Origin of the sequence: Pseudomonas sp. JV449 (genome assembly GCF_032424295.1) — a bacterium.
In the GTDB taxonomy this organism is placed as follows: Bacteria; Pseudomonadota; Gammaproteobacteria; order Pseudomonadales; family Pseudomonadaceae; genus Aquipseudomonas; species Aquipseudomonas marginalis.
In genome coordinates this window covers 36,217-59,076 of sequence record NZ_VYKD01000035.1, presented here as the reverse complement: position 1 = coordinate 59,076, position 22,860 = coordinate 36,217, and the positions used below count along the sequence as shown (strand labels likewise).

The following is a 22,860-nucleotide window of genomic DNA, read 5'->3' as shown; positions in this document are numbered from 1 at the left end:
CTTTGGGCCCAACTATTTAAGAGGACCTCCACTTGCCAATTTCTTTGTTTCGCCAAGCCTTGCTGGTAGGTGCAGGTCTCACGCTGGCTGTCAGCGTGCAGGCCGCACCGACCGTGCATATTTATAACTGGTCGGATTACATCGGTCCCGACACCCTGGCCAACTTCGAAAAGGCCACCGGCATCAAACCCGTGTATGACGTGTTTGATTCCAACGAAACCCTGGAAGGCAAGTTACTGGCCGGGCGTACCGGCTATGATGTGGTAGTGCCGTCCAACCACTTCCTTGGCAAGCAGATCAAGGCCGGGGCGTTCCAGAAACTCGATAAGTCGCTGCTGACTCATTACGCCAACCTGGACCCTGTGCTGCTCAAGCGCCTGGAGAAGAACGACCCGGGTAACCAGTACGCCGTGCCGTACCTGTGGGGTACCAACGGCATCGGTTACAACGTCGACAAAGTGAAGGAAGTGCTGGGTGTCGACAAGATCGACTCCTGGGCCGTGCTGTTCGAACCGGAAAACATGAAGAAGCTGGCCACCTGTGGTGTGTCGTTCATGGACTCGGCGGATGAAATGCTGCCGGCGGTGCTCAACTACATGGGCCTGGACCCTAACAGCACCAACCCTGAAGACTACAAGAAGGCCGAGGAAAAGCTGCTCAAAGTGCGGCCCTACGTGACCTATTTCCATTCTTCCAAATACATCTCGGACCTGGCCAACGGCAACATCTGCGTGGCCGCCGGGTTCTCCGGCGACGTGTTCCAGGCCAAGGCTCGCGCAAGCGAAGCGGGCAAAGGCGTGAACATCGCCTACGCAATTCCGAAGGAAGGCGGCAACCTGTGGTTTGACGTGCTGGCGATTCCCAAGGACGCCACCAACATCAAGGAAGCCCACGCCTTCATCAACTATTTACTGCAATCTGAGGTGATCGCCCAGGTCAGTGACACCGTCGGTTACGCCAACCCTAACCCAGGGGCGGACAAACTGATGGAGCAATCGATACGCACCGACGAAGCGGTTTACCCACCGCAGGCGGTTCTCGACCGGACATTCGTCAACTTCGAGCTACCCCCGAAAGTGCAACGTTTAATGACCCGTAGTTGGACCAAGGTCAAGACGGGCAAGTAAGGCTCAAACTATCCAAGGTTCGCCCGCCTCGGGCGAACTGCACTCTTTTTTTTGGGAGTTTCGTAAATGGCAGTTGCCTCCGGCGCCTATAAGAAAGCCCTCGAGGGCGACCAGACACCGAAAAAGGTGCTGGTCAAAATCGACCGGGTCACGAAGAAGTTCGACGAGACGATTGCCGTGGACGATGTGTCCCTGGAAATCAAGAAAGGCGAGATCTTCGCCTTGCTCGGCGGTTCGGGTTCGGGCAAGTCCACCCTGCTGCGCATGCTCGCAGGCTTCGAGCGCCCGACAGAAGGTCGGATTTACCTCGACGGCGTGGACATCACCGATATGCCGCCCTACGAGCGGCCGATCAACATGATGTTCCAGTCCTACGCCTTGTTCCCACACATGACCGTGGCGCAGAACATTGCGTTCGGCCTGCAACAGGACAAGATCCCCAAGGCCGAAGTCGATGCCCGCGTGGCCGAAATGCTCAAGCTGGTCCAGATGAGCCAGTACGCCAAGCGCAAGCCGCACCAGTTGTCCGGTGGCCAGCGTCAGCGGGTGGCGCTGGCCCGCTCCCTGGCCAAGCGCCCGAAACTGCTGCTGCTCGATGAGCCCATGGGCGCCCTCGACAAGAAGCTGCGTTCGCAGATGCAACTGGAACTGGTGGAGATCATCGAGCGCGTCGGCGTGACCTGCGTGATGGTGACGCACGACCAGGAAGAGGCCATGACCATGGCCGAGCGCATCGCGATCATGCACCTGGGCTGGATCGCCCAGATCGGCAGCCCGATCGACATCTACGAGACGCCGACCAGCCGCCTGGTGTGCGAATTCATCGGTAACGTCAACATCTTCGACACCCAGGTGGTGGATGACGCCGAAGGTCACGCGGTGCTCAAGTGCCCGGACCTGGACCGTGACATCTACGTGGGCTACGGCATCGCCACCTCGGTGGAAGACAAGTCGGTGACCTACGCCATCCGCCCGGAAAAACTGCTGGTCACCACCGAAATGCCGACCTGCGAACACAACTGGTCCAGCGGCAAGGTGCACGACATCGCCTACCTGGGCGGCCACTCGGTGTTCTACGTCGAGCTGCCAAGCGGCAAGCTGGTGCAGTCCTTCGTCGCCAACGCCGAACGCCGTGGCCAGCGCCCAACCTGGGGTGACCAGGTGTACGTGTGGTGGGAAGACGATAGCGGCGTGGTACTGCGCACATGAACATGAAGAAGCTCAAGCGGCGCTTGCACCGCATCGTCCCCAGCGGCAAGCAGGTGGTCATCGGGATTCCGTTCCTGTGGCTGTTCCTGTTTTTCGCCCTGCCGTTTTTCATCGTCCTGAAAATCAGCTTCGCCGAAGCCGACGTGGCGATCCCGCCGTACACCGAGATCTACACCTACGTCGAGCAGAAGCTGCAGGTGGTGCTGAACCTGGCCAACTACAGTTTGCTGGCAGGTGATGAGCTGTACATCGCGGCTTACCTGGGCTCGCTGAAGATGGCGTTCTTCAGCACACTGTTGTGCCTGCTGATCGGCTATCCGATGGCCTATGCCATTGCCACCGCGCGCAAAGAGATGCAGACCGTGCTGGTGCTGCTGATCATGATGCCGACCTGGACCGCGATCCTGATCCGCGTGTATGCGTGGATGGGCATCCTCAGCAACAACGGCCTGCTCAATGGCTTCCTGATGTCCATGGGGCTGATCAACGAACCGCTGCAGATCCTCAACACCAACATCGCGGTGTATATCGGCGTGGTCTATTCGTACCTGCCGTTCATGATCCTGCCGCTGTACGCCAACCTGGTGAAGCATGACCAGAGCCTGCTGGAAGCCGCATCGGACCTGGGTTCGAGCACCTTCAACAGCTTCTGGAAAATCACCGTGCCGCTGTCCAAGAACGGCATCATCGCCGGCTGCATGCTGGTGTTTATCCCGGTGGTGGGCGAGTTCGTGATCCCGGAACTGCTCGGCGGCCCGGAAACCCTGATGATCGGTAAAGTGTTGTGGCAAGAATTCTTCAACAACCGTGACTGGCCGGTGGCGTCTGCCCTGGCGGTGGTGATGCTGGCGATCCTGATCGTGCCCATCATTCTGTTTAACCGCAGCCAAGCCAAAGAGATGGAGGGCAAGATATGAAGCGCGTCAGTTTCTCAAGCTTCATGCTGGTGGCGGGGTTGTTGTTCATCTACCTGCCGATGCTGATCCTGGTGATCTACTCGTTCAACGAATCCAAGCTGGTGACGGTGTGGGGCGGTTGGTCGATCAAGTGGTACGTGGGCCTGCTGGACAACACCCAGTTGATGGGCTCGGTGGCACGTTCCCTGGAAATCGCCTGCTACACGGCGGTGGCCGCCGTGGCGCTGGGTACGTTGGCGGCGTTTGTGCTGACGCGCATCAGCCAGTTCAAGGGCCGCACGCTGTTCGGCGGCCTGGTGACCGCGCCGTTGGTGATGCCGGAAGTGATCACCGGTCTGTCGCTGCTGCTGCTGTTCGTGGCCATGGCGCAGATGATCGGCTGGCCCCAGGAGCGTGGCATCGTCACCATCTGGATCGCCCACACCACGTTCTGTGCCGCTTATGTGGCGGTGGTGGTATCGGCGCGCCTGCGTGAGCTGGACCTGTCGATCGAAGAAGCGGCGATGGACCTGGGTGCACGGCCGTGGAAGGTGTTCTTCCTGATCACCATCCCGATGATCGCGCCGTCGCTGGCGGCGGGCGGCATGATGTCGTTCGCACTGTCCCTGGATGACCTGGTACTGGCCAGCTTCGTCTCGGGACCGGGTTCGACCACCTTACCGATGGAAGTGTTCTCGGCCGTGCGCCTTGGGGTTAAACCCGAGATCAACGCCGTGGCCAGCCTGATTCTGCTGGCAGTGTCGCTGGTGACCTTCCTGGTGTGGTTCTTCAGCCGGCGTGCCGAAGAGATGCGCAAGAAGGCCATCCAGCAGGCGATTGAAGAAGCCGCCGCCGATGGCTGGCAGCAGCCGGACAAGCGTCGGGCTCCAGCGCCGGTCTAAATGTGGGAGGGGGCTTGCTCCCGATGGCGGTGGGTCAGTCAATAGATGCAGTGACTGACACTCAGCTATCGGGGGCAAGCCCTTCCCACATTTGATCGCATTTCAACTCCGCTACGCCAACCACGGCGACTTGCGAATCACCTCGACAAAATTCATTGGCTTGAACCCCGGTTCCTGATCCACCAGCACATCGGTCTTCACGTTGCCGAACGTGGTCTGCGGGCGATGGCGCAAGCCGTCGGCAAACGCGCAGATGATGCACTCCTTGAACCCTTCACCGCGTGGATGCGCATGCACCACGGCTTCGCGCTGCACGCTGCTGAACGCGGCGTAGTCCATGCCCAGCACGTCCATTTCCACACCGGCGGTCACCAGTGCCACGGTCGGGCGCAGGTGTTGCGGCACGCCCGGCGTGGTGTGCAGGGCGATGGACAGCCACACCTGTTCGATATCGTCGTCGCTCAGCCCGTAAGGCTTGAGGAAGGCCGCGGCGGCGTTGGCGCCGTCCACTTCGAAGCGCTGGTCATCACTGCGATGGCCTGCCACCAGGCCCAGGTCATGGAACATGGCGCCGACGTAGAGCAGCTCCGGGTTGTAGGCCAGTTGCTTGCGCTCACCGCTCAATGCGCCGAACAGGAACACCCGGCGGGAGTGGTGGTAGAGCAGGTCGGATTCGATGTCGCGGATGTAGTCGGTGGTGGCTTTGGCCAGGGCGCTGTCCGGGATCTTGATACCGGCGATGGTGGTGGTCATGGTGGTTCTCCTCTGGAAAGCAGTCAGTTTGGTCGCTGGTCGGTGCAGCGAACATCGCGGTGAGGGCGCGATCCCGGCCAATGTGCCGACACATCGTGCCAAGCAGAAATCGACTAGGGTGTAGCGGGCGATATCACTCTGGAAGCCTGCGAAAATCCCAGTGTGGGAGGGGGCTTGCTCCCGATTGCTGAGTACCAGGCACTGCATCTGCTGACTGATACAGCGCCATCGGGAGCAAACCCCCTCCCACAGGGTTTGCATTTTATTCCGCTAGAAAAAGGTGTCTGTGAGCATGCACAAGACCGTCGCGATCCTGATCTTCCCCGGCGTCCAGTCACTGGATGTGACCGGTCCCATGGACGTGTTCTACGAGGCCAACCGCTTTCTGGTGCCCGAAGATCATTACCAGTTGGAAGTGATAGGTTTAGGCCACGGCACGATGGCGGCTTCCAATGGCCTGTCACTCCAGGCCCATAATCATTACAGCGAAGCCCTGCAGGCCTATGATCTGCTGCTGGTCGCGGGCGGCCCGCAGTTACCCTTCGAGGACTTCGGCGCTCCGTTCGATGATTGGCTGCGTGGCGCCACCGCCCGGGCGCGACGGTTTGGCTCAATCTGCAACGGGGCCTTCATGCTGGCGCGCGCCGGATTGCTGGACGGAAAAACCGTCACCACCCATTGGAACGACGCCGCCGACCTGGCGCGTCTGTGCCCCTCGGCCCAGATCGAAGCCGACCGCCTCTACGTACAGGATGGCAATCTCTACACCTCGGCGGGCGTCACGGCAGGCATCGACCTGTCGCTGTACCTGCTGGCCCAGGACCACGGCCCGGAAGTGGCGTTGAGCGTGGCCAAGCGCCTGGTGGTGTTCACCCAGCGCTCGGGTGGGCAGTCGCAGTTCAGCCCGTTCCTCACGCCCCACGCCGAAACCACCTCGGCGGTGGCGCTGGTGCAGTTATACGTATTGGCGAACCTGACGGGTGACCTGACCATCGCCGACCTGGCCAAGGCCGCCAACATGAGCGCGCGCAACTTCTCCCGGGTGTTTGCCCGTGAGGCGAGGATTACGCCAGCGGAGTTTGTCGAACGGGCGCGGGTGGATGCGGCGCGGGTGATGCTCGAAAGCACGCATGCGCCGCTGAAAACCGTGGCCTATCAATGCGGGTTTCGCGATGCCCAGCACATGCGCAGCGTGTTCAATCGCCGGCTGGGCGTGACGCCGCAACAGTTCCGGCTCAATTTTGCGGCACCGGTCTAAGCCCCTTCCACAGGTTGACCGATTTCCAAGGGGCTATCGCGCCGGCAGCAGTTTCAGCGTGCTGCGGGTATTGGCCGTGACTTCCTCATCACTGAAATGCGCCTGCTCATAACCCCCTTCGATATAGGTCTCGGCCTGGTCGCCATAGTGCTTGTCGAACGGCACGCCGCTTTGCCCCACCGGATTGATGGTGAGGGCGTGGGCCACGTCGGCAAAGTCGATCAGGCGGCGAGTGGACGGGCCGTAGGTCACCGGCCATGGTGCCGTGCCGATATTGGCGGATTGGTTATTCGGCACTTCGTGAGTGCCGGGTGCCGGGAACGGGCCGACGTTGACGATCAGGTCCAAGGGTTTCTGTGAGCCCAGCGGATGACCGTGGGTCAGGGTATGAGCCTTGCCCCACTGCCATTGCGTCGGGTCATCGCCGAAGGTGGCCTTGAGGTGCGCGAGGCTGTTGTCCCAGGCCCGCTTGACGGTGTCGGCGCGCTTGCCGTCCCACCAGGGCGAGGCCGGGTCGGCAGCCAGGCGGGGCAGGGCGGCGTCGATCACGCGGGTGGTGAGTAGGGTCTTGAACATCCCGTCACCCAGCTTCGGGTGGAAGGCCGCGTCGGCGAGGTTGAACAGGAACTGGTTGAACAGCGTGGCGCTGGTGGAATCCAGCGGGTAGTCACCCTTCCAGCCGGCAAGCTGTTCCACCAGCTTCAACTGCGCCGGGTCTGTGACCACCTCACGCAGCACCGGTAACAGAGGCGCCAGCAGGCGCGGGCCGAAGGCGGTGGTGGTGCCCAGTTGCAGGGCCTGGCTGTTGGTCACATCCCACTTCACGCTCTTGTCGCTCAACTGCGCGTTCAACTGCTGGCCCCGGTCGGCGAGGTTGTAATAGCCGGGGATTTCCATGCCGGTGGGCGACGCCGGCTGGGCATTGGCCGAGACCACATAGCCACGCGCCGGGTTTTCTTCCTGGGGGTTGGCGCTGAAGGGGTAGAAGCCCAGCTTGTCGGCCTCGGCGGTGCTGCCGTCGAGGATAAACCCTGGGTTGGCACCTGCCGGGCGAATCGGCAACTGTGCCGCCGCCCACCAGCCGATATCGCCCATGGCATTGGCCCACACGATATTCAGCCCCGGTGCCGACACTTTGGACGCCGCCCTACGTGCCTTGGCCAACGTGTCGGCGCGGTTGAGCTGGTAGAAACCTTCGAGGATCGGGTTCTGGGTGTCGAGGAACGCCCACCACATGGCAATCGGCGTCTTGCCGCCGTTGTCGCCGAGCACGTCATTGACGATCGGGCCGTGGGGTGACTGGCGCAGGGTGAGGCTGACCGGTGCCTGGCCTTTTACGGCGATCTGTTGCTCGCTGCGGGTCATGTCGACCCACTGGCCGTGGTACCAGACCTGGTTGGCGTTGTCCGGGTTGACCTTTTCGGCGATCAGGTCGAGGTCGTCGTTCTGGAACATGGTCAGGCTCCAGCCGAAATCCAGGTTGTGCCCCAGGAACGCCACGGGTACCAGCGCGTTGTGATAGCCATACAGCTCGAAGCCCGGCGCCGACAGCTGCGCCTCGTACCACACCGACGGCACCGAGAAGCGAATATGCGGGTCACCCGCCAGCAGCGGTTTGCCGCTCTTGGTGCGACTGCCACTGATGGCCCAGGCGTTGCTGCCCTCGAATTGCGGCAAGCCGTTGTCGGCCAACGCCTGCTCGCTCAGGGCGGCGAGGGCGCCGAGGGTTTTCCAGTCACTGTCGGCCAGGTTGAGGGCGCCCTTGGGTTGCCAGTCGAGGTCGAAGACGTTCAGGTAGTCGCTGCCCAGTTGGTCGCGGACGTAAGTCAGCAAGGGCTCGGTACGAAACGCAGCGGCAAAGCTGTAGGCCATGTACCCGGCGACGCTGATGGTGTCCTCGGCGGTAAACGCGCGCCTGGGGATGCCCAGTACGTCGAACTCCATCGGGCGGGTGTGGCTGTCCTGATACTGGTTGATCCCGTCCAGATAGGCTTGCAGGGCCTTCCAGTGCGCCGACTCATGGTCCTGCTGGGCCACGTAGGTGGCGGCGCGGTCACGAATGCGCAGGCTGCGGAACAACTTGTCGGTCTCCAGCAGCTTCGGTCCGAGCACCTCGGCCAGTTCGCCACGGGCCAGGCGGCGCATGATCTCCATCTGGAACAGGCGGTCCTGGGCATGCACGTAGCCCAGGGCGCGATACAGGTCGGTCTCGTTCTCGGCGCGAATATGCGGCACGCCACGGTCGTCGTAGCGCACGGTGACCGAGCCTTGCAGGTTGGCCAGTTCAACCGTGCCCTGGCGGGTGGGTTGCTTGCTGTAGACGTACCAGCCCGCACCGAGGCCGATCAGCACCAGCAGAACCGCAAGAACCTGCAGGACGCGCTTCATGAACATTCCTTACCAAGAGTGGGGTGGCGGGCTACTCATCTTTCGACCACGAACAATAGCAGCCCACCGCCAGGGTGTGCGTGGCGTTCACGTCTCGGCCGGCTTCAAGGGCTTTCAGGATCGGCTCGATAAAACTGTTATTGGAATTACACGTCAGCCCTTCGCTGTAGGGCCCGAAATACGCGAGCTTGCCGGTGCGGTCCCAGATGCCCACGGCGGGGCTGGCCGGCACCTCGCCGGCGCCGGGCAGGGCGGTGAGGGTTTTCATCTTGCGCAGGTTATCGGGCAACTGGCCGTGGCTGCCGGCTTTTTGCAGGGCATAGAACTCGACGCCCTGGGGTGCGTATTGCGCGATCAACTCGCCCAGGTGCTGCTGGTTGCCGACGTTGCACGGGCAAGCGGGGTCCCAGAAGTGCACCAGGCGGATCGGCCCGGGGCCGCTGAGTTCGGCGGGCAGGCGCAGGGCGTCGCCGGAGAATACCGCGGTGTGTTCGCTGAAGGCGCGCAGGTAGCGGCCCTGGAACCAGTCATAGGCCGCCCACAGCACACCGGCGCAGATGATGAGGATCAGGCTGGCGAACAGGGCGTTACGGTAAGGCTGTCGCATTCGGATCTATCCTCGCAGGTCGCGTAGCTTGCCATGCTTGTCCTGACAGATGAATATCGCAGCTCGATATTCATCTTCGCCGCAAGTCTGGAAGCCTTTATGCCTGTGACCTTTGACCCTGATCACCTTCGCGAAAGCCTGCGGCCCCTGGTGGATGCGCAACCGCTTTCAGCCGAAGCACGGGTCTACCAGCGTTTCTACGGACTGGACCTGAGTGCACGCAAAGTGCCGACAGTGAGTCGGCTGGGGCGTTTCGAGGTGGCTGGGTTCGAGGTGGTCGCCCAGGTGTGGTGGCCGCCCGTGCCGGTGGCGACGATGTTTATGTTCCACGGCTTCTACGACCATATGGGCCTGTATCGCCACGTGGTGGACTGGGCCCTGGACCAGGGCTTTGTGGTAATCGCCTGCGATTTGCCGGGCCATGGCTTATCCAGTGGCGCGCGCGCCAGCATCGATGATTTTGCCGTGTACCAGGATGTGGTGCAGGCACTGTTCGCCCAGGCCCAAGCGCTGCAATTGCCGCAGCCCTGGCACTTGTTCGGGCAAAGCACCGGCGGCGCGGTGGTGGTGGATCACTTGCTCAACCGGGGGGCCGACAGCCCCGCCCAGGGCAAGACCTTCCTGCTCTCACCGCTGGTGCGGCCGCGCGCGTGGGGATGGTCACAGGTCAGCTATTACCTGCTGCGCCCGTTCGTCAAAGGCATCGCCCGGCGTTTCAGCGAGAACACTCACGACCCGGCGTTCAAGCCGTTCCTGGAAGCCGACCCGCTGCAACCCCGCCAACTGCCCACCGCCTGGGTAGGTGCCCTGGCGCGCTGGATCAAACGCATCGAAGCCGCCCCGCGCAGCCCTCGGCGGCCGGTGATTGTGCAGGGTGAGGAAGACATGACGGTGGATTGGCAGCACAACTTGCAGGTGCTACGGGGCAAGTTCGACCAGCCCGAGGTGTTGATGCTGCCGCGCGGCCGGCATCACTTGGCGAATGAGATTCCTGAGATTCGCGAAGAGTACTTCCGGTATTTGACGGACCATCTGAAATAACGCAGTCCAAATGTGGGAGGGGGCAAGCCCCCACATTTTATTACTGCGTCAGGCTTGAAGTGCTCTGGCCGACTGCCAGACCTGCGCGAATCGCCGCCAGCGCCGCCTGGTAATACGCCTTACCTTCCGGTGACTCCGCAAACGTCGCGAACTCTTCCAGCTCCGGGTCGGACAAATCCCGATAGACGTAGAGCAGAGTGTTGTTCAGGTCATTGCCAATCTGTTGCATCAGCCGCTCACGCTGGCCATTCAGCATGCCTTGGGCCTGGCCGCCACCCAGCAGGCCGGGGATCATCTGGCTCAAGCTGTCGGCGGCCACGCCGGCGATCGCCAGGCTCACTTCCGCCCCGGCTTCGCGGGCGGGCAAGGCCTGGGCCAGGTGGCCGATGATCAGGCTGCGAGTGGCGTCAGCCTCGATGTGCGGCAGGCCTTGGGCGTTTTTTGCCAACTGGTCGCGGCGCGTGGCCAGCAACTCGGCCGCAACGACCTTGCGGCCCAGGGGCGATTGGAAAAACGCCAGGGCCGGCGCAGGGTCCGCCAGGTGCTTGCGTAACTGGGCTTCGGCGCGCTGGTCCATGGCCTGGGCGGCAAAGCGCTTGTTGCTGTTGTCCACCAGCGCCTGGTACACCGCCGGCGGCAGGCTGTTACGGTAGCGTTGCTGGGCAGCACTGAGGGCGTCATTGAAATGCGCACGTTGTTCGGCCCAGCCGGCGACCTTGTACAACTGGTCATGGCCGTCTGCCCAGGCGGGCAAAACGCAGAACATCAGCAAGGAAAAAAACAAACGACGCATATGGACTCCTGTCAGTCGGCCACTATTGTCCGTGTCGGGCGTAGGATTTGTCGAGAAGTCCTATCAGTCAGCTGACTAAAGTGTATTCAGACGCTCGGCGGCTCTGTCGGATTCACAGGCGTATGGATACTATGCGCGCCATGCAAATACCCCTCGATCACCCCCTGCTGCAACGCATCGTCGATGACCTGGCCGAAAAAGGCTGGTCGCAGCAGAACGGCTTCCTGCCCCAGGCTCTGACCCTGGAACTGGCGGCTGAGTGCCGTAAACGTGCGGCCGAGGGTGAACTGGCCCCGGCGGCAGTGGGGCGCGGGCCGGCCCAGGAGATTCGCGAGGGTATTCGCGGCGACCATATCCAGTGGCTGGAGGAGGGCGACGCGGCGGTCTGTGACAGCTATATGGCGTTGATGGACACGCTGCGCCTGGCGATGAACCGTGGTTTGTTCCTCGGCCTTGAGGATTTCGAAAGCCACTTCGCGATGTATCCCCCCGGCGCGTTTTACCTCAGGCACCTGGACCGGTTCCGCGACGATGATCGGCGCATGGTTTCGGCGGTGATCTACTTGAACGACGCCTGGTTGCCCGAGCACGGTGGCCAGTTGCGTATGTACCTCAAGGACGGCGTCGAATACGACGTGGTGCCCAGCGGTGGATGCCTGGTGGTGTTCCTGTCGGGCGAAGTGCCCCACGAAGTCATGCCGGCTACGCGCGAGCGCCTGTCTCTCACCGGCTGGTTTCGTCGGCGCGGCAACGAGCCGTTCTAACCATGCAAAAGATTCTGATCAGCCGCTGCCTGCTTGGCCACAAGGTGCGCTACGACGGTGGGGCCAGCGGGCCGTTCGATCAACTGGCGGCGTGGCAGGCTGAAGGGCGCGTGGTTGCGATCTGCCCGGAAGTGTCGGGCGGTCTGCCGACGCCCAGGCCCTCTGCCGAGATTCCAGGTGGGCAGGGCATCGATGTGTGGGAAGGCCGCGCCCAAGTGTTGACGGCCGAGGGCGAAGACTTCAGCGCCGCCTTCCTCGACGGCGCCCGGCAAGCCTTGGCGTTGGTGCAGCGCCATCACATCCGCATCGCCATTCTCAAGGCCAATAGCCCGTCCTGCGGCAACCTGCTGACTTATGACGGCACTTTCACCGGTGTCAAGGTCAGTGGCGAAGGTGTCACGGCGGCGCTGCTCAAGCGCCATGGCGTGCAGGTGTTCAGTGAGCTGGAGTTGCCTGCGGCGGCACTGGCGTTGGCGCGCCTGTAGGGGCCTGGTCCTCGAACCACTTCTGGGACAGTGCCTTTAATCGGCCATCGTCCTTCACCCGCTTCAACGCCCCGTCCAGGCTGGTCTTGAAGGCCGGGTTGCCCTTCTGGAACGGGATCGCCAGTTCAGGCTTGTCGTGATAAGCCTCGCTGAAATCGAACTGATCCTTAAGCTCGGCAGTCATAGCGACATGGTTGATGGCCACATCGTATTTGCCGGTTGAGACCCCCGGCAGCATGTCGGCATCGTCGGTGGTGATAAACGAGGGGCGCACGTCCATTTCCTTTGCCAGCAATTCACCCAGCTCGACTTCAAAGCCGGTGAGTTTGTCGCCTTCCTTGAAATTGTACGGTGGTGTGTTGGCTTCAAGGGCGATGCGGAGTTCGCCGCGATCGTTTACATCGTCGATCAGTTCGGCATGAGCCAGGGGGCTCAGAAGGGGCAGCAACAGTAACAGGCCAGGCGAAAAGCGCATGGTCACTCCTAAAGAATTCGAATGTGCGAGGCGCCGTTCAGCATCGCTTTGCTATGGTGGTGAGTGCCTTGGACAGCAATTTGTCGCGAAGTTGTCAGAACCCTACAGATTTCATGGAAAAACTGGAGAAGCGAATGAAAGCCCTATTGTCCCGTGCAACCATTGCCAGCCTGCTGCTGGGTGCCTCGATGTTGGCGAATGCCGCCGATGTTCCGCGTACCCCCGCGCCCAAGGGGGCTGAGGTGTTTATCGTCTCGCCCAAGGATGGCGCGACCGTCGACAAAACCTTCACCGTCAAATTCGGCGTCAAGGGCCTGGACCTTGAGCCGATCGACAAGCAAGTACCAAACGCCGGCCACCATCATCTGCTGGTAGACCAGGATGTACAGTCGCTGAAGGCTGATGAGGCCATCCCAGCCACCGCCACGTCGATTCACTTCGGTAAGGCGCAGACTGAAACCGAACTGACCCTGGCTCCAGGCAAGCACACCCTGCAACTGGTCGCAGGCGACAACGTGCATCGCCAATTCGAGCCCACTGTAGCCTCGAAAGTGATCACGGTTAACGTCAAGTAAGATTTGTTCAGACAAAAAAATGGGAGGCCCCTGCGGGTCTCCCATTTTTTGTGCAGCGTGTGCAGCGTTAGAACAACACGCGGCTACGGATAGTGCCGTTGATGTGCTGCAGCTTCTCTTGCGCCAGGTCCGAGTACTCGGCGTCGACGTCGATCACCACGTAGCCGACCTTCTCGTTGGTCTGCAGGAACTGACCGGAGATGTTGATGCCGTTTTCCGCGAACACCTTGTTGATCTCCATCATCACCCCAGGGATGTTCTGGTGGATGTGCAGCAGGCGGTGCTTGCCAGGGTGAGCCGGCAGGGCCACTTCCGGGAAGTTGACGGACGAGACCGAGGTACCGTTGTCGCTGTACTTGACCAGCTTCTCCGACACTTCCAGGCCGATGTTGGCTTGGGCTTCGGCAGTGGAACCACCGATGTGCGGGGTCAGGATCACGTTGTCCAGGCCACGCAGCGGGCTTTCGAAGATGTCGTCGTTGGAGCGTGGCTCCACCGGGAACACGTCGATTGCCGCGCCGATCAGGTGCTTGTCCTTGATGGCGTCGGCCAGGGCGTCCAGCTCGACCACGGTGCCCCGTGCAGCGTTGATCAGGATGCCGCCTTTCTTGATGGCGCGGATTTCCTTCTCGCCGATCATCCACTGGGTCTCAGCGGTTTCCGGAACGTGCAGGGTGACGATGTCGGACATGCCCAGCAGTTCGGTCAGGCTCGACACCTGGGTGGCGTTGCCCAATGGCAGCTTGGTCAGGGTGTCGTAGAAGAACACCTGCATGCCCAGGCCTTCGGCCAGTACCGACAGTTGCGTGCCGATCGAACCGTAACCGACGATACCCAGCTTCTTGCCCCGGATTTCGAAGGAGTTGGCCGCGCTCTTGATCCAGCCGCCACGGTGGCAGGAGGCGTTCTTCTCAGGGATACCGCGCAACAGCAGGATGGCCTCGGCCAGCACCAGCTCCGCGACGGAACGGGTGTTGGAGTACGGGGCATTGAACACTGCGATGCCGCGCTCGCGCGCTGCATTGAGGTCGACCTGGTTGGTGCCGATGCAGAAACAGCCAACTGCCACGAGTTTCTTGGCGTGATCGAAGATCTCTTCGGTCAGTTGAGTGCGGGAGCGAATGCCGATGAAGTGTGCATCGGCGATCTTTTCCTTGAGCTGGGCTTCCGGCAGAGAACTGGTGATGTACTCAATGCTGGTGTACCCGGCAGCTTTCAGAACGTCGACAGCCGATGGGTGGACGCCTTCCAAAAGAAGGAACTTGATCTTGCTCTTATCGAGAGAAGTCTTGCTCATCTGCGTAAACCTGTATCCCGGAGAAAAATGGCAGGGAATCGAATAGCCGGATGTGCCCTGATTCACCAATACTGTTCCCGTTTGACGGCGTCTGTTGCCGTCATGCTGCGTTGCCGCTCCTCCCCATAGCCAGCTATGAGTCGTCGCGGCGTCTTGCCTGACGACAACAGCCACTCGTCAAACAGAAACGTATTGGTAAATCAGGGCACAGAGCTGACCCGGACGGCAGGAAAGCCGTCACCGCAGAAACGCCCTTGGGCTCTGTCCTGCGGGGGCGGTATGCTAGCATACGCGCCCCGCTAAACACCTATTCCTGCGACGTGAAGCGTTCTCAGGATGACCATGAATTGTTCGAGAGTTCTGTCGATGACCCATCCTGCCCTGATTGATGAGCTAAAGACCCTGGTTGAGCCCGGCAAAGTGCTGACCGACGCCGACTCCCTGGAGGCTTACGGCAAGGATTGGACCAAGCACTTCGCGCCCGCGCCCACCGCCATCGTGTTCCCCAAGACCACCGAGCAAGTGCAGGCCATCGTCCGTTGGGCCAATGCGCACAAGGTGGCGCTGGTGCCATCCGGTGGTCGTACCGGCCTGTCGGCTGCTGCCGTGGCGGCCAATGGCGAAGTGGTCGTCTCGTTCGATTATATGAACCAGATCCTCGACGTGAACCTCACCGACCGCACCGCCGTGTGCCAGCCGGGCGTGGTCACCAAGCAATTGCAGAACGTCGCCGAAGAAAAAGGCCTGTACTACCCGGTGGACTTCGCGTCGTCCGGTTCCAGCCAGATTGGCGGCAATATCGGCACCAATGCCGGCGGGATCAAGGTCATTCGCTACGGTATGACCCGCAACTGGGTGGCTGGCATGAAGGTCGTCACCGGCAAGGGTGATGTGCTGGAGCTGAACCGCGATCTGATCAAGAACGCCACCGGCTATGACATGCGCCAACTGTTTATCGGCGCCGAAGGCACCCTGGGCTTTGTGGTCGAAGCCACCATGCGCCTGGACCGTGCGCCGAAAAACCTCACCGCGATGGTGCTCGGCACCACCGATTTCGACTCGATCATGCCGGTGCTACACGCCTTCCAGGGCAAGCTGGACCTGACCGCCTTCGAGTTCTTCTCCGACAAGGCCTTGGCCAAAGTCCTCGGTCGTGGCGATGTGCCGGCGCCGTTCGAAACCGAGTGCCCGTTCTACGCGCTGCTGGAATTCGAAGCCACCACCGAAGAAGTCGCCAACCACGCCCTGGAAACCTTCGAGCACTGCGTCGAGCAGGGCTGGGTGCTGGACGGCGTGATGAGCCAGAGCGAAACCCAGTTGCATAACCTGTGGAAACTGCGCGAGTACATCTCCGAGACCATTTCCCACTGGACGCCGTACAAGAACGATATTTCGGTCACAGTCTCCAAAGTTCCGGCGTTCTTGAAGGAAATTGACGCTATCGTCGGCGAACACTACCCGGACTTCGAAATTGTCTGGTTCGGCCATATCGGCGACGGCAACCTGCACCTGAACATCCTCAAGCCGGAAAACCTGAGCAAGGATGAGTTCTTCGCCAAGTGCGCCACGGTGAACAAGTGGGTGTTCGAAACCGTTCAGAAGTACAACGGCTCGATCTCCGCCGAACACGGCGTGGGCATGACCAAGCGTGATTACCTGACTTACAGCCGTTCGCCGGTTGAGATCGAATACATGAAAGCAGTGAAGGCGGTGTTCGACCCGAACGGGATCATGAACCCTGGCAAGATTTTCGCGGTTTAACCGCCCCCGAAGGAGTCGTTTCATGAGCTACCAGCACAAGTATGTCGACGGCACCAATATCCACTTTCCTGTGGGTAAAGTGGTGTGTATTGGGCGTAACTACGCCGAACATGCCAAGGAACTGGACAACCCGGTGCCGACCGAGCCGTTGCTGTTCATCAAGCCGGGCAGTTGCGTCGTCCCGCTGGAAGGCGGTTTCAGCATTCCGACCGAGCGCGGTTCGGTGCACTACGAGGCGGAAATCGCGGTGCTGATCGGCAAGCCGCTGTCGAACAAGCCCAGCCGTGAAGAGGTGCTGGACGCCATCTCCGGTTTCGCCCCGGCCCTGGATCTGACCCTGCGCGACAAGCAATCCGAGCTGAAAGCCAAGGGCCTGCCGTGGGAAATCGCCAAGTCCTTCGACGGCGCGGCGGTGATTGCGCCGTTCGTGGTCGGCAGCACCTTCGCGGACGTGACCGATATTGGCATTCGCCTGACCATCAATGGCGAAGTGCGCCAGGACGGCAACAGCGCGAGCATGCTCAACCCGATCGTGCCGATGATCCAGTACATGGCCGGCTGCTTCTCGCTGCAGGCCGGCGACGTGATCCTCACCGGCACCCCGGCCGGCGTGGGCCCATTGAATGTGGGTGATGACCTGGTGTTGGAATTGACCGGCGTGAATCGTTTCGAAAGCAGCGTTCGATAAGCACCTGATGTGGAAGGGGGCAAGCCCTAATGCCAGTCAGTTAAGGCTTTTTGTAGGAGCGAGCTTGCTCGCGAAAAACTCACAGGCGCCGCGTTCATTCAGGAAGCACGCGTTATCGTTGACGTTTTTCGCGAGCAAGCTCGCTCCTACAGGAGGCGATGTACGCTTAACTGACTGGCATTAGGGCTTGCCCCCTTCCACATTGGGTCCGAATCCATCTCGTGCATCGGCTTTTGCATTTTTTTCACACCCCATCCGGATAATCCTCAGCCTCCTGCGCGCGGGTCCATTGATCCTGTGCTATCACCTACCGCTGACTTTCCGGAAAAGCACCCAATGGCCGTGTCCCTGCCTTCCGCCACACCCAAGCCGCGCTCTCGCTTTGCCTTGCGCTGGTATTCCTGGCTATTTCTGGCGGGTGCCATCGTGTACGGCATTTCCTGGGCCATGCATTGGGACGATCGCGGCGTGCTGTGGCTGTTGGAGGGCTTTGAAACGCCCGCCGAGCGCAGCGAAAGTGTGTGGTTGCCTGACTATCACGTTGTCATCGACGCCAAGGTTTTGCCGGGCATGGAGAAAGACGAAGCCTCGGACGTCTCCTATAACCCGCAGACCAAAACCCTGTTTTCCGTCATGGGTAAAAACCCGTTCCTTGTCGAGCTGAGCCTGCAAGGCGATGTATTGCGCAAGATGCCGCTCAATGGCTGGGACAACCCGGAAGGCGTGACCGTGATGGAAAATGGCCTGATGGCCGTGGTCGACGAACGCCAGCACAACCTGACCATCGTCAAGATCGACGCTGCCACCCAGCAATTGAACAAGGCCGACTTCCCGAGCTATGACCTGGGCCCGTCCAAGGATCAGAACAAAGCGTTCGAGGGGCTTACCTGGGACAAGCGCAATCAGCAATTTGTGCTGGGAGAAGAGCGGCCGCCGGCGTTGTTCACCTGGAAAAGCGACGGCAGCCAGACCCTTGTCGGCGATAAACAGAAACTGGCCAGCAAAGAGCTGGACATGCGCAACCTTTCGGCCCTGGCCATCGACCCGCGCACCGGCCATCTGCTGGTGTTATCGGCCGACTCCCACTTGTTGCTGGAGTTGGATGAGAAGGGTGAACAAGTCAGCTTCATGACCCTGCTCGGTGGCTTCAACGGCCTCAAGAACACCATCCCTCGTGCGGAGGGGGTAACGATGGATGAGGACGGCACGCTCTATATGGTCAGTGAGCCAAACCTGTTCTATCGTTTCGAAAAGCAGAAATAACAGACGAATCACGTCGGATATTTCTCTATTAGCGGCATTCGCCAGACACCGGGGCGCGTTTAAGTTTAAATTCAGACAGGCGTGATATTCATTCGCCACTTTTGACTTTGAGCACCGCCCGATGCGTCGATTTGCCCGCCCCAAACCCATTCTTTTTATGCTGGTGTTGATCGCCCTGGTCAGCGCCGGGGCTGTTGCGCAGCATTTTCGCCTGTTCGAGCGCGCCTGGTTCAACTGGCAGGCCTGGCGTCAGCCGGCGGACGAGCGCTCCATCGGCCTGGCGGATTACCGAGTGACCCTTGAAGCCCAGGTTATCGAAGGGCTCGACGACGATGTCTCGGCCCTCACCTACGATCCGGTACGCAAGAGCCTGTTTACCGTCACCAATAAAAACGCCGAGCTGATCGAGCTGTCCCTTGAGGGCAAGATCCTGCGACGCATCCCGTTGGTGGGGTTTGGTGATGCCGAGGCGGTGGAATTTATCAGCGACAACATCTATGTCATCACCGACGAGCGCCAGCAGCGGCTGATCAAGGTGCATGTGGACGACGATACCCAATTCCTCGACGCCGCCGATGCGGAACAGATGACCCTGGGCCTGCATGTCGGGGGCAACAAGGGGTTTGAGGGGTTGGCCTATGACTCGGTGGGCAAGCGCCTGTTCGTGGCCAAGGAACGCGACCCGATGCTGATCTACGAGGTCCACGGCTTTCCCCATTTCAAACCGGAAAAAACCTACTCGGTGCACGTGATCAACAACCCCAAGCGCGATGCCGGGTTGTTTGTACGCGACCTGTCGAGCCTGCAATACGACGAGCGCAGCGGTCATTTGCTGGCGCTGTCGGATGAGTCGTTCCTGGTGCTGGAGCTGGACATCGACGGTCGCCCATTGAGCAGCCTGTCTCTGCTCAATGGACGCCATGGCCTGAAAAAACGGGTGCCCCAGGCCGAAGGAATCGCCATGGATGACGAGGGTACGTTGTACCTGGTCAGCGAGCCGAACCTGTTTTATGTGTTCAAGAAACCCAATCCCTGAGACACATTGGGTTTTGCATCAGGCTTTAAGGGTTTTCACGCCTTCGGAAGTGCCCAGCAGCAGCACATCCGCCGGACGCGCAGCGAACAGGCCATTGGTGACCACGCCGACGATGGCGTTGATCTGGGTCTCAAGCTCCACCGGGTGGGTGATCTGCATATTGAACACGTCGAGGATAATGTTGCCGTTGTCGGTCAACACGCCTTCGCGGTACACCGGATCGCCACCGAGCTTTACCAGTTCGCGGGCTACGTGGCTGCGAGCCATCGGGATGACTTCCACCGGCAGCGGGAACGCGCCGAGCACCGGTACCAGCTTGCTGGCGTCGGCGATGCAGATAAAGGTCTTGGCCACCGCCGCGACGATCTTCTCGCGGGTCAGGGCTGCACCGCCGCCCTTGATCAGGTTCAGGTGTTCGTCGCTTTCATCGGCGCCGTCGACGTAGAACTCCAGGTCGCTCACGGTGTTGAGTTCGTACACCGGAATGCCATGGCCCTTGAGACGCGCGGCGGTGGCTTCGGAACTGGCCACGGCGCCGTCGAATGCGCCTTTGTGCCGGGCCAGCGCATCGATAAAGCAGTTGGCGGTGGAGCCGGTGCCGACACCGACGATGCTCTTGTCGTCGAGTTTGGGAAGGATTAAATCGACGGCGGCCTGGGCCACTGCCTGTTTGAGTTGATCCTGGGTCATGCGGGCTCCGGAACGGGCGGGGAGTTATCGAGGCGCGCGAGTATAACCCAACAAAACCTCCGGATTCGTGTGGTCGCCCGGCCAAACGCTGGGTTAGACTCCTTGGCCCTGCCCAACCCGCCCAGTGATTTCCGCCGATGCTTGAACAGTACGTCAAAAAGATCCTCACCTCGCGCGTCTATGACGTTGCCGTAGAAACCCCGCTGCAGACCGCCCGCCAGCTCTCCGAGCGGTTGGGCAACAAGGTCTGGCTCAAGCGTGAAGACCTGCAGCCGGTGTTCTCGTTCAAGATTCGCGGCGCGTACAACAAGCTGACTCAATTGACGGCTGAAGAGCGTGCACGCGGCGTGGTCACGGCCTCGGCGGGCAACCATGCCCAGGGCCTGGCCCTGGCGGCCAAGGTGCTGGGGGTCAAGGCCACGATCGTGATGCCCAAGACCACTCCGGAGATCAAGGTCGAAGGCGTGCGCTCCCGTGGCGGTAAAGTGGTGCTGCACGGCGATTCCTTCCCGGAAGCCCTGGCCTACTCGCTGAAGCTGGTCGACGAAAAAGGCTACGTCTACATTCACCCCTACGATGATCCGCACACCATTGCCGGGCAGGGCACCGTGGCGATGGAGATCCTGCGCCAGCACCCGGGGCCCCTGGACGCGATTTTTGTACCGGTGGGCGGCGGCGGGCTGATCGCGGGCATTGCGGCGTACGTGAAATACCTGCGCCCGGAGATCAGGATCATCGGCGTCGAACCGGACGACTCCAACTGCCTGCAAGCTGCCATGGCCGCCGGCGAGCGTGTGGTGCTGCCCACCGTGGGCATTTTTGCCGATGGCGTGGCGGTGGCGCAGATCGGCCAGCACACCTTCGACATCTGCAAACACTATGTGGATGAAGTGATCACCGTCAGCACCGATGAAATCTGTGCGGCGATCAAGGACATCTACGACGACACCCGCTCCATCACCGAGCCGGCCGGCGCGCTCGGCGTAGCAGGCATCAAGAAATACGTGGAGACCCGTGGCATCAGCGGGCAAACCCTGGTGGCCATCGACTCCGGCGCTAACGTCAACTTCGACCGCCTGCGCCATGTGGCCGAGCGCGCCGAGCTGGGTGAAGGCCGCGAAGCCATTATTGCCGTGACCATCCCTGAGAAACCGGGCAGCTTCAAGGCGTTCTGCGAGGCGGTGGGCAAGCGCCAGATCACCGAGTTCAACTACCGCTACCACTCCGGCAGCGAAGCGCACATCTTTGTCGGCGTGCAGACCCATCCGGAAAACGACCCGCGCAGTGCGCTGATCGCCAGCCTCACCAGCCAGGGTTTCCCGGTGCTGGACCTGACCGAGAACGAACTGGCCAAGTTGCACATCCGCCATATGGTCGGCGGGCATGCGGCCAAGGTCAGTGATGAAGTGGTGTTTCGTTTCGAATTCCCGGAACGTCCTGGGGCGCTGTTCAACTTTCTTAACAAATTGGGCGGACGCTGGAACATCTCGATGTTCCACTATCGCAACCACGGTGCCGCTGACGGCCGTGTGGTCGCCGGCCTGCAAGTGCCGGCGAACGAGCGCCATCTGGTACCGGCGGCCCTGGAGGCCATTGGCTACCCGTATTGGGATGAAAGCGATAACCCGGCCTACAAACTGTTTCTCGGTTGAGCGACTACGCTGATTGGGGCGGCCTTTAAGGAAAACGACATATGGAAACCCTGACCACCCTCAAAGTTATCCACATCGCCGCCACGGTGTTGCTGCTGCTCAGCGGCCTCGGCCTGGCGCTGTTGGCCTGGCGCAAGCGCAGCGCCGGCCCGGCCGTGACTGTGCAGCGCCCGTGGGCGTTCGTGTGGTTGCTGATGGGCGTTTGCATGGTCAGCATGCCGTTTACCGGCTGGTGGTTGGTGCACCTGGTCGGCTGGCCGCTGGGGCAGACCTGGATCCTGGGTTCCAGCATCCTCTACACCGTGGCCGCGCTGGCCTGGTTCTGGCTGGTGGCACGGCTTAACCGGCTGCGCAAAGGCGAGGGCGGCAGCCTGAATTTCACCTTGGTGCTGGCGGTGGTAAGCCTGGTGGGGTTTGTGGCGATTGCCGGGCTCATGGGCGCCAAGCCGGTGTGGTGAGCGGGGCAAGCCCGCTCACCACGGTTACTCGCTACGCAGGGTAATCACCGGCCAACCCCGCTTCTCGGCTTCAGCGCGCAGATTCGGATCCGGATCCACCGCCACCGGATGCGTCACCTGCTCCAACAGCGGCAGGTCATTCATCGAGTCGCTGTAGAAGTAACTGTCTTCCAGGCTGTAGCCAGTCTCTTCCAACCACCGATTCAAGCGCGTCACCTTGCCTTCACGAAAACACGGCACATCAGTGCTGCGCCCGGTGTAGCGGCCATTTTCCATCTCGCACTCGGTGGCGATCAGCGTCTCGACGCCCAGGCGTGCGGCAATTGGCGCGGTGACGAAACGGTTGGTGGCGGTGATGATCACCAGCTTGTCGCCAGCGGCGCGGTGCTTGGCCAGCAGTTCAGCAGCCAGGGGCAGCATGATCGGCTCGATGCAGTCGCGCATATAGTCGTTATGCCATTCGTCCAGCTGGGCCATCTCGGTGCGGCCGAGGATGTCCAGGCAGAAGTTCAGGTAGGCGGCGTTGTCCAGCTTGCCGGCCAGGTAGTCCTGGTAGAACTCGTCGTTGCGGGCTTTGTAGGCGACCGCGTCGAGAATCCCCCGTTCGCAGAGGTAATCGCCCCACGCGTGGTCGCTGTCACCGCCGAGAAGGGTGTTGTCCAAGTCGAATAAAGCCAGGCGCATTGCAGTTACTCGCTGAAAAGTCTGTAAAAAGGCGTCCAGAATACGGTCTTTTCACAAG

The 22,860-nt window shown here is 61.0% G+C and carries 23 protein-coding genes; 15 read left to right on the top strand and 8 right to left on the bottom strand.

All coding sequences use genetic code 11. The features are described from left to right. Positions 1 to 32 precede the first annotated feature (32 nt). The 4 genes from F6S08_RS30665 to F6S08_RS30650 all read left to right on the top strand — a co-directional run bounded on the left by F6S08_RS30665 (position 33) and on the right by F6S08_RS30650 (position 4,134). The gene (locus F6S08_RS30665; RefSeq protein WP_027608404.1) at positions 33 to 1,127 is read left to right on the top strand and encodes a polyamine ABC transporter substrate-binding protein; all 1,095 of its coding nucleotides are present in this window, start codon (positions 33 to 35) and stop codon (positions 1,125 to 1,127) included. A 66-nt stretch (positions 1,128 to 1,193) separates the two neighbouring features. Then, positions 1,194 to 2,336, top strand: coding sequence for an ABC transporter ATP-binding protein (locus F6S08_RS30660; RefSeq protein ID WP_027608405.1), 1,143 nt, complete (start codon positions 1,194 to 1,196; stop codon positions 2,334 to 2,336). Continuing rightward, positions 2,333 to 3,253, top strand: coding sequence for an ABC transporter permease subunit (locus F6S08_RS30655; RefSeq protein WP_027608406.1), 921 nt, complete (start codon positions 2,333 to 2,335; stop codon positions 3,251 to 3,253). Before F6S08_RS30660 ends, F6S08_RS30655 begins: the two co-directional genes overlap by 4 nt. Beyond that, on the top strand, positions 3,250 to 4,134 hold the full coding sequence (locus F6S08_RS30650; protein WP_015886412.1) for an ABC transporter permease subunit: 885 nt from the start codon (positions 3,250 to 3,252) through the stop codon (positions 4,132 to 4,134). Before F6S08_RS30655 ends, F6S08_RS30650 begins: the two co-directional genes overlap by 4 nt. Positions 4,135 to 4,245: 111 nt before the next feature. Here the strand turns inward: F6S08_RS30650 and F6S08_RS30645 are convergent, their stop codons facing one another. Then, on the bottom strand, positions 4,246 to 4,887 hold the full coding sequence (locus F6S08_RS30645; protein WP_065924361.1) for an HD domain-containing protein: 642 nt from the start codon (positions 4,885 to 4,887) through the stop codon (positions 4,246 to 4,248). A 292-nt stretch (positions 4,888 to 5,179) separates the two neighbouring features. On the opposite strand from F6S08_RS30645, the gene F6S08_RS30640 reads away from it, so the two are divergent. Continuing rightward, positions 5,180 to 6,145 (top strand): GlxA family transcriptional regulator, encoded by a 966-nt coding sequence (locus F6S08_RS30640; RefSeq protein WP_065948772.1) that lies wholly within the window; start codon positions 5,180 to 5,182, stop codon positions 6,143 to 6,145. A 33-nt stretch (positions 6,146 to 6,178) separates the two neighbouring features. Here F6S08_RS30640 and F6S08_RS30635 read toward each other — a convergent pair whose 3' ends face one another. Further along, positions 6,179 to 8,533 (bottom strand): penicillin acylase family protein, encoded by a 2,355-nt coding sequence (locus F6S08_RS30635; RefSeq protein WP_315872726.1) that lies wholly within the window; start codon positions 8,531 to 8,533, stop codon positions 6,179 to 6,181. Between the two features lie 31 nt (positions 8,534 to 8,564). Further along, positions 8,565 to 9,140: a DUF6436 domain-containing protein gene (locus tag F6S08_RS30630; RefSeq protein WP_315872725.1), complete on the bottom strand. Its 576-nt coding sequence runs from the start codon at positions 9,138 to 9,140 to the stop codon at positions 8,565 to 8,567. A 99-nt stretch (positions 9,141 to 9,239) separates the two neighbouring features. On the opposite strand from F6S08_RS30630, the gene F6S08_RS30625 reads away from it, so the two are divergent. Beyond that, positions 9,240 to 10,181, top strand: a complete 942-nt coding sequence (locus tag F6S08_RS30625; RefSeq protein ID WP_065924357.1) for an alpha/beta hydrolase — start codon at positions 9,240 to 9,242, stop codon at positions 10,179 to 10,181. A gap of 40 nt (positions 10,182 to 10,221) precedes the next feature. Here F6S08_RS30625 and F6S08_RS30620 read toward each other — a convergent pair whose 3' ends face one another. After that, positions 10,222 to 10,974: a DUF2059 domain-containing protein gene (locus F6S08_RS30620; protein ID WP_027608412.1), complete on the bottom strand. Its 753-nt coding sequence runs from the start codon at positions 10,972 to 10,974 to the stop codon at positions 10,222 to 10,224. 131 nt (positions 10,975 to 11,105) lie between these two features. On the opposite strand from F6S08_RS30620, the gene F6S08_RS30615 reads away from it, so the two are divergent. Then, positions 11,106 to 11,738, top strand: a complete 633-nt coding sequence (locus F6S08_RS30615; protein WP_065924356.1) for a 2OG-Fe(II) oxygenase — start codon at positions 11,106 to 11,108, stop codon at positions 11,736 to 11,738. Between the two features lie 2 nt (positions 11,739 to 11,740). Then, the gene (locus F6S08_RS30610) at positions 11,741 to 12,223 is read left to right on the top strand and encodes a DUF523 domain-containing protein (RefSeq protein ID WP_027608414.1); all 483 of its coding nucleotides are present in this window, start codon (positions 11,741 to 11,743) and stop codon (positions 12,221 to 12,223) included. On the opposite strand, the gene F6S08_RS30605 is transcribed toward F6S08_RS30610, so the two are convergent. Continuing rightward, complete coding sequence (locus F6S08_RS30605) at positions 12,174 to 12,698, bottom strand: transporter substrate-binding domain-containing protein (RefSeq protein WP_051429424.1); 525 nt, start codon at positions 12,696 to 12,698, stop codon at positions 12,174 to 12,176. The genes F6S08_RS30610 and F6S08_RS30605 overlap by 50 nt on opposite strands. Before the next feature lie 134 nt (positions 12,699 to 12,832). Here F6S08_RS30605 and F6S08_RS30600 point away from each other — a divergent pair, with 134 nt between their 5' ends. Beyond that, a complete protein-coding gene (locus F6S08_RS30600; protein WP_027608415.1) occupies positions 12,833 to 13,273 on the top strand; it encodes a DUF4399 domain-containing protein in 441 nt (146 codons plus the stop codon). Between the two features lie 67 nt (positions 13,274 to 13,340). Here the strand turns inward: F6S08_RS30600 and serA are convergent, their stop codons facing one another. Continuing rightward, complete coding sequence (gene serA / locus F6S08_RS30595) at positions 13,341 to 14,570, bottom strand: phosphoglycerate dehydrogenase (RefSeq protein WP_003176761.1); 1,230 nt, start codon at positions 14,568 to 14,570, stop codon at positions 13,341 to 13,343. Between the two features lie 366 nt (positions 14,571 to 14,936). Here serA and F6S08_RS30590 point away from each other — a divergent pair, with 366 nt between their 5' ends. The 4 genes from F6S08_RS30590 to F6S08_RS30575 all read left to right on the top strand — a co-directional run bounded on the left by F6S08_RS30590 (position 14,937) and on the right by F6S08_RS30575 (position 19,318). Then, entirely contained in the window at positions 14,937 to 16,331 is a 1,395-nt protein-coding gene (locus F6S08_RS30590; RefSeq protein ID WP_065948776.1) for an FAD-binding oxidoreductase, read from the top strand. 22 nt (positions 16,332 to 16,353) lie between these two features. Next, complete coding sequence (locus F6S08_RS30585) at positions 16,354 to 17,019, top strand: fumarylacetoacetate hydrolase family protein (RefSeq protein WP_027608418.1); 666 nt, start codon at positions 16,354 to 16,356, stop codon at positions 17,017 to 17,019. A gap of 336 nt (positions 17,020 to 17,355) precedes the next feature. Continuing rightward, positions 17,356 to 18,282, top strand: coding sequence for an SdiA-regulated domain-containing protein (locus F6S08_RS30580; protein ID WP_065938078.1), 927 nt, complete (start codon positions 17,356 to 17,358; stop codon positions 18,280 to 18,282). A gap of 121 nt (positions 18,283 to 18,403) precedes the next feature. Next, complete coding sequence (locus tag F6S08_RS30575) at positions 18,404 to 19,318, top strand: SdiA-regulated domain-containing protein (RefSeq protein WP_027608420.1); 915 nt, start codon at positions 18,404 to 18,406, stop codon at positions 19,316 to 19,318. An 18-nt stretch (positions 19,319 to 19,336) separates the two neighbouring features. Here the strand turns inward: F6S08_RS30575 and rpiA are convergent, their stop codons facing one another. Beyond that, positions 19,337 to 20,008, bottom strand: coding sequence for a ribose-5-phosphate isomerase RpiA (gene rpiA / locus F6S08_RS30570; RefSeq protein WP_065924352.1), 672 nt, complete (start codon positions 20,006 to 20,008; stop codon positions 19,337 to 19,339). Between the two features lie 137 nt (positions 20,009 to 20,145). Here rpiA and ilvA point away from each other — a divergent pair, with 137 nt between their 5' ends. Continuing rightward, positions 20,146 to 21,660 (top strand): threonine ammonia-lyase, biosynthetic, encoded by a 1,515-nt coding sequence (gene ilvA / locus F6S08_RS30565; RefSeq protein WP_315872724.1) that lies wholly within the window; start codon positions 20,146 to 20,148, stop codon positions 21,658 to 21,660. 41 nt (positions 21,661 to 21,701) lie between these two features. Beyond that, positions 21,702 to 22,118 (top strand): DUF2269 family protein, encoded by a 417-nt coding sequence (locus tag F6S08_RS30560; RefSeq protein ID WP_315872723.1) that lies wholly within the window; start codon positions 21,702 to 21,704, stop codon positions 22,116 to 22,118. Positions 22,119 to 22,142: 24 nt separating this feature from the next. On the opposite strand, the gene F6S08_RS30555 is transcribed toward F6S08_RS30560, so the two are convergent. Continuing rightward, positions 22,143 to 22,802, bottom strand: coding sequence for an HAD family hydrolase (locus F6S08_RS30555; RefSeq protein WP_065924349.1), 660 nt, complete (start codon positions 22,800 to 22,802; stop codon positions 22,143 to 22,145). Positions 22,803 to 22,860: the final 58 nt, after the last annotated feature.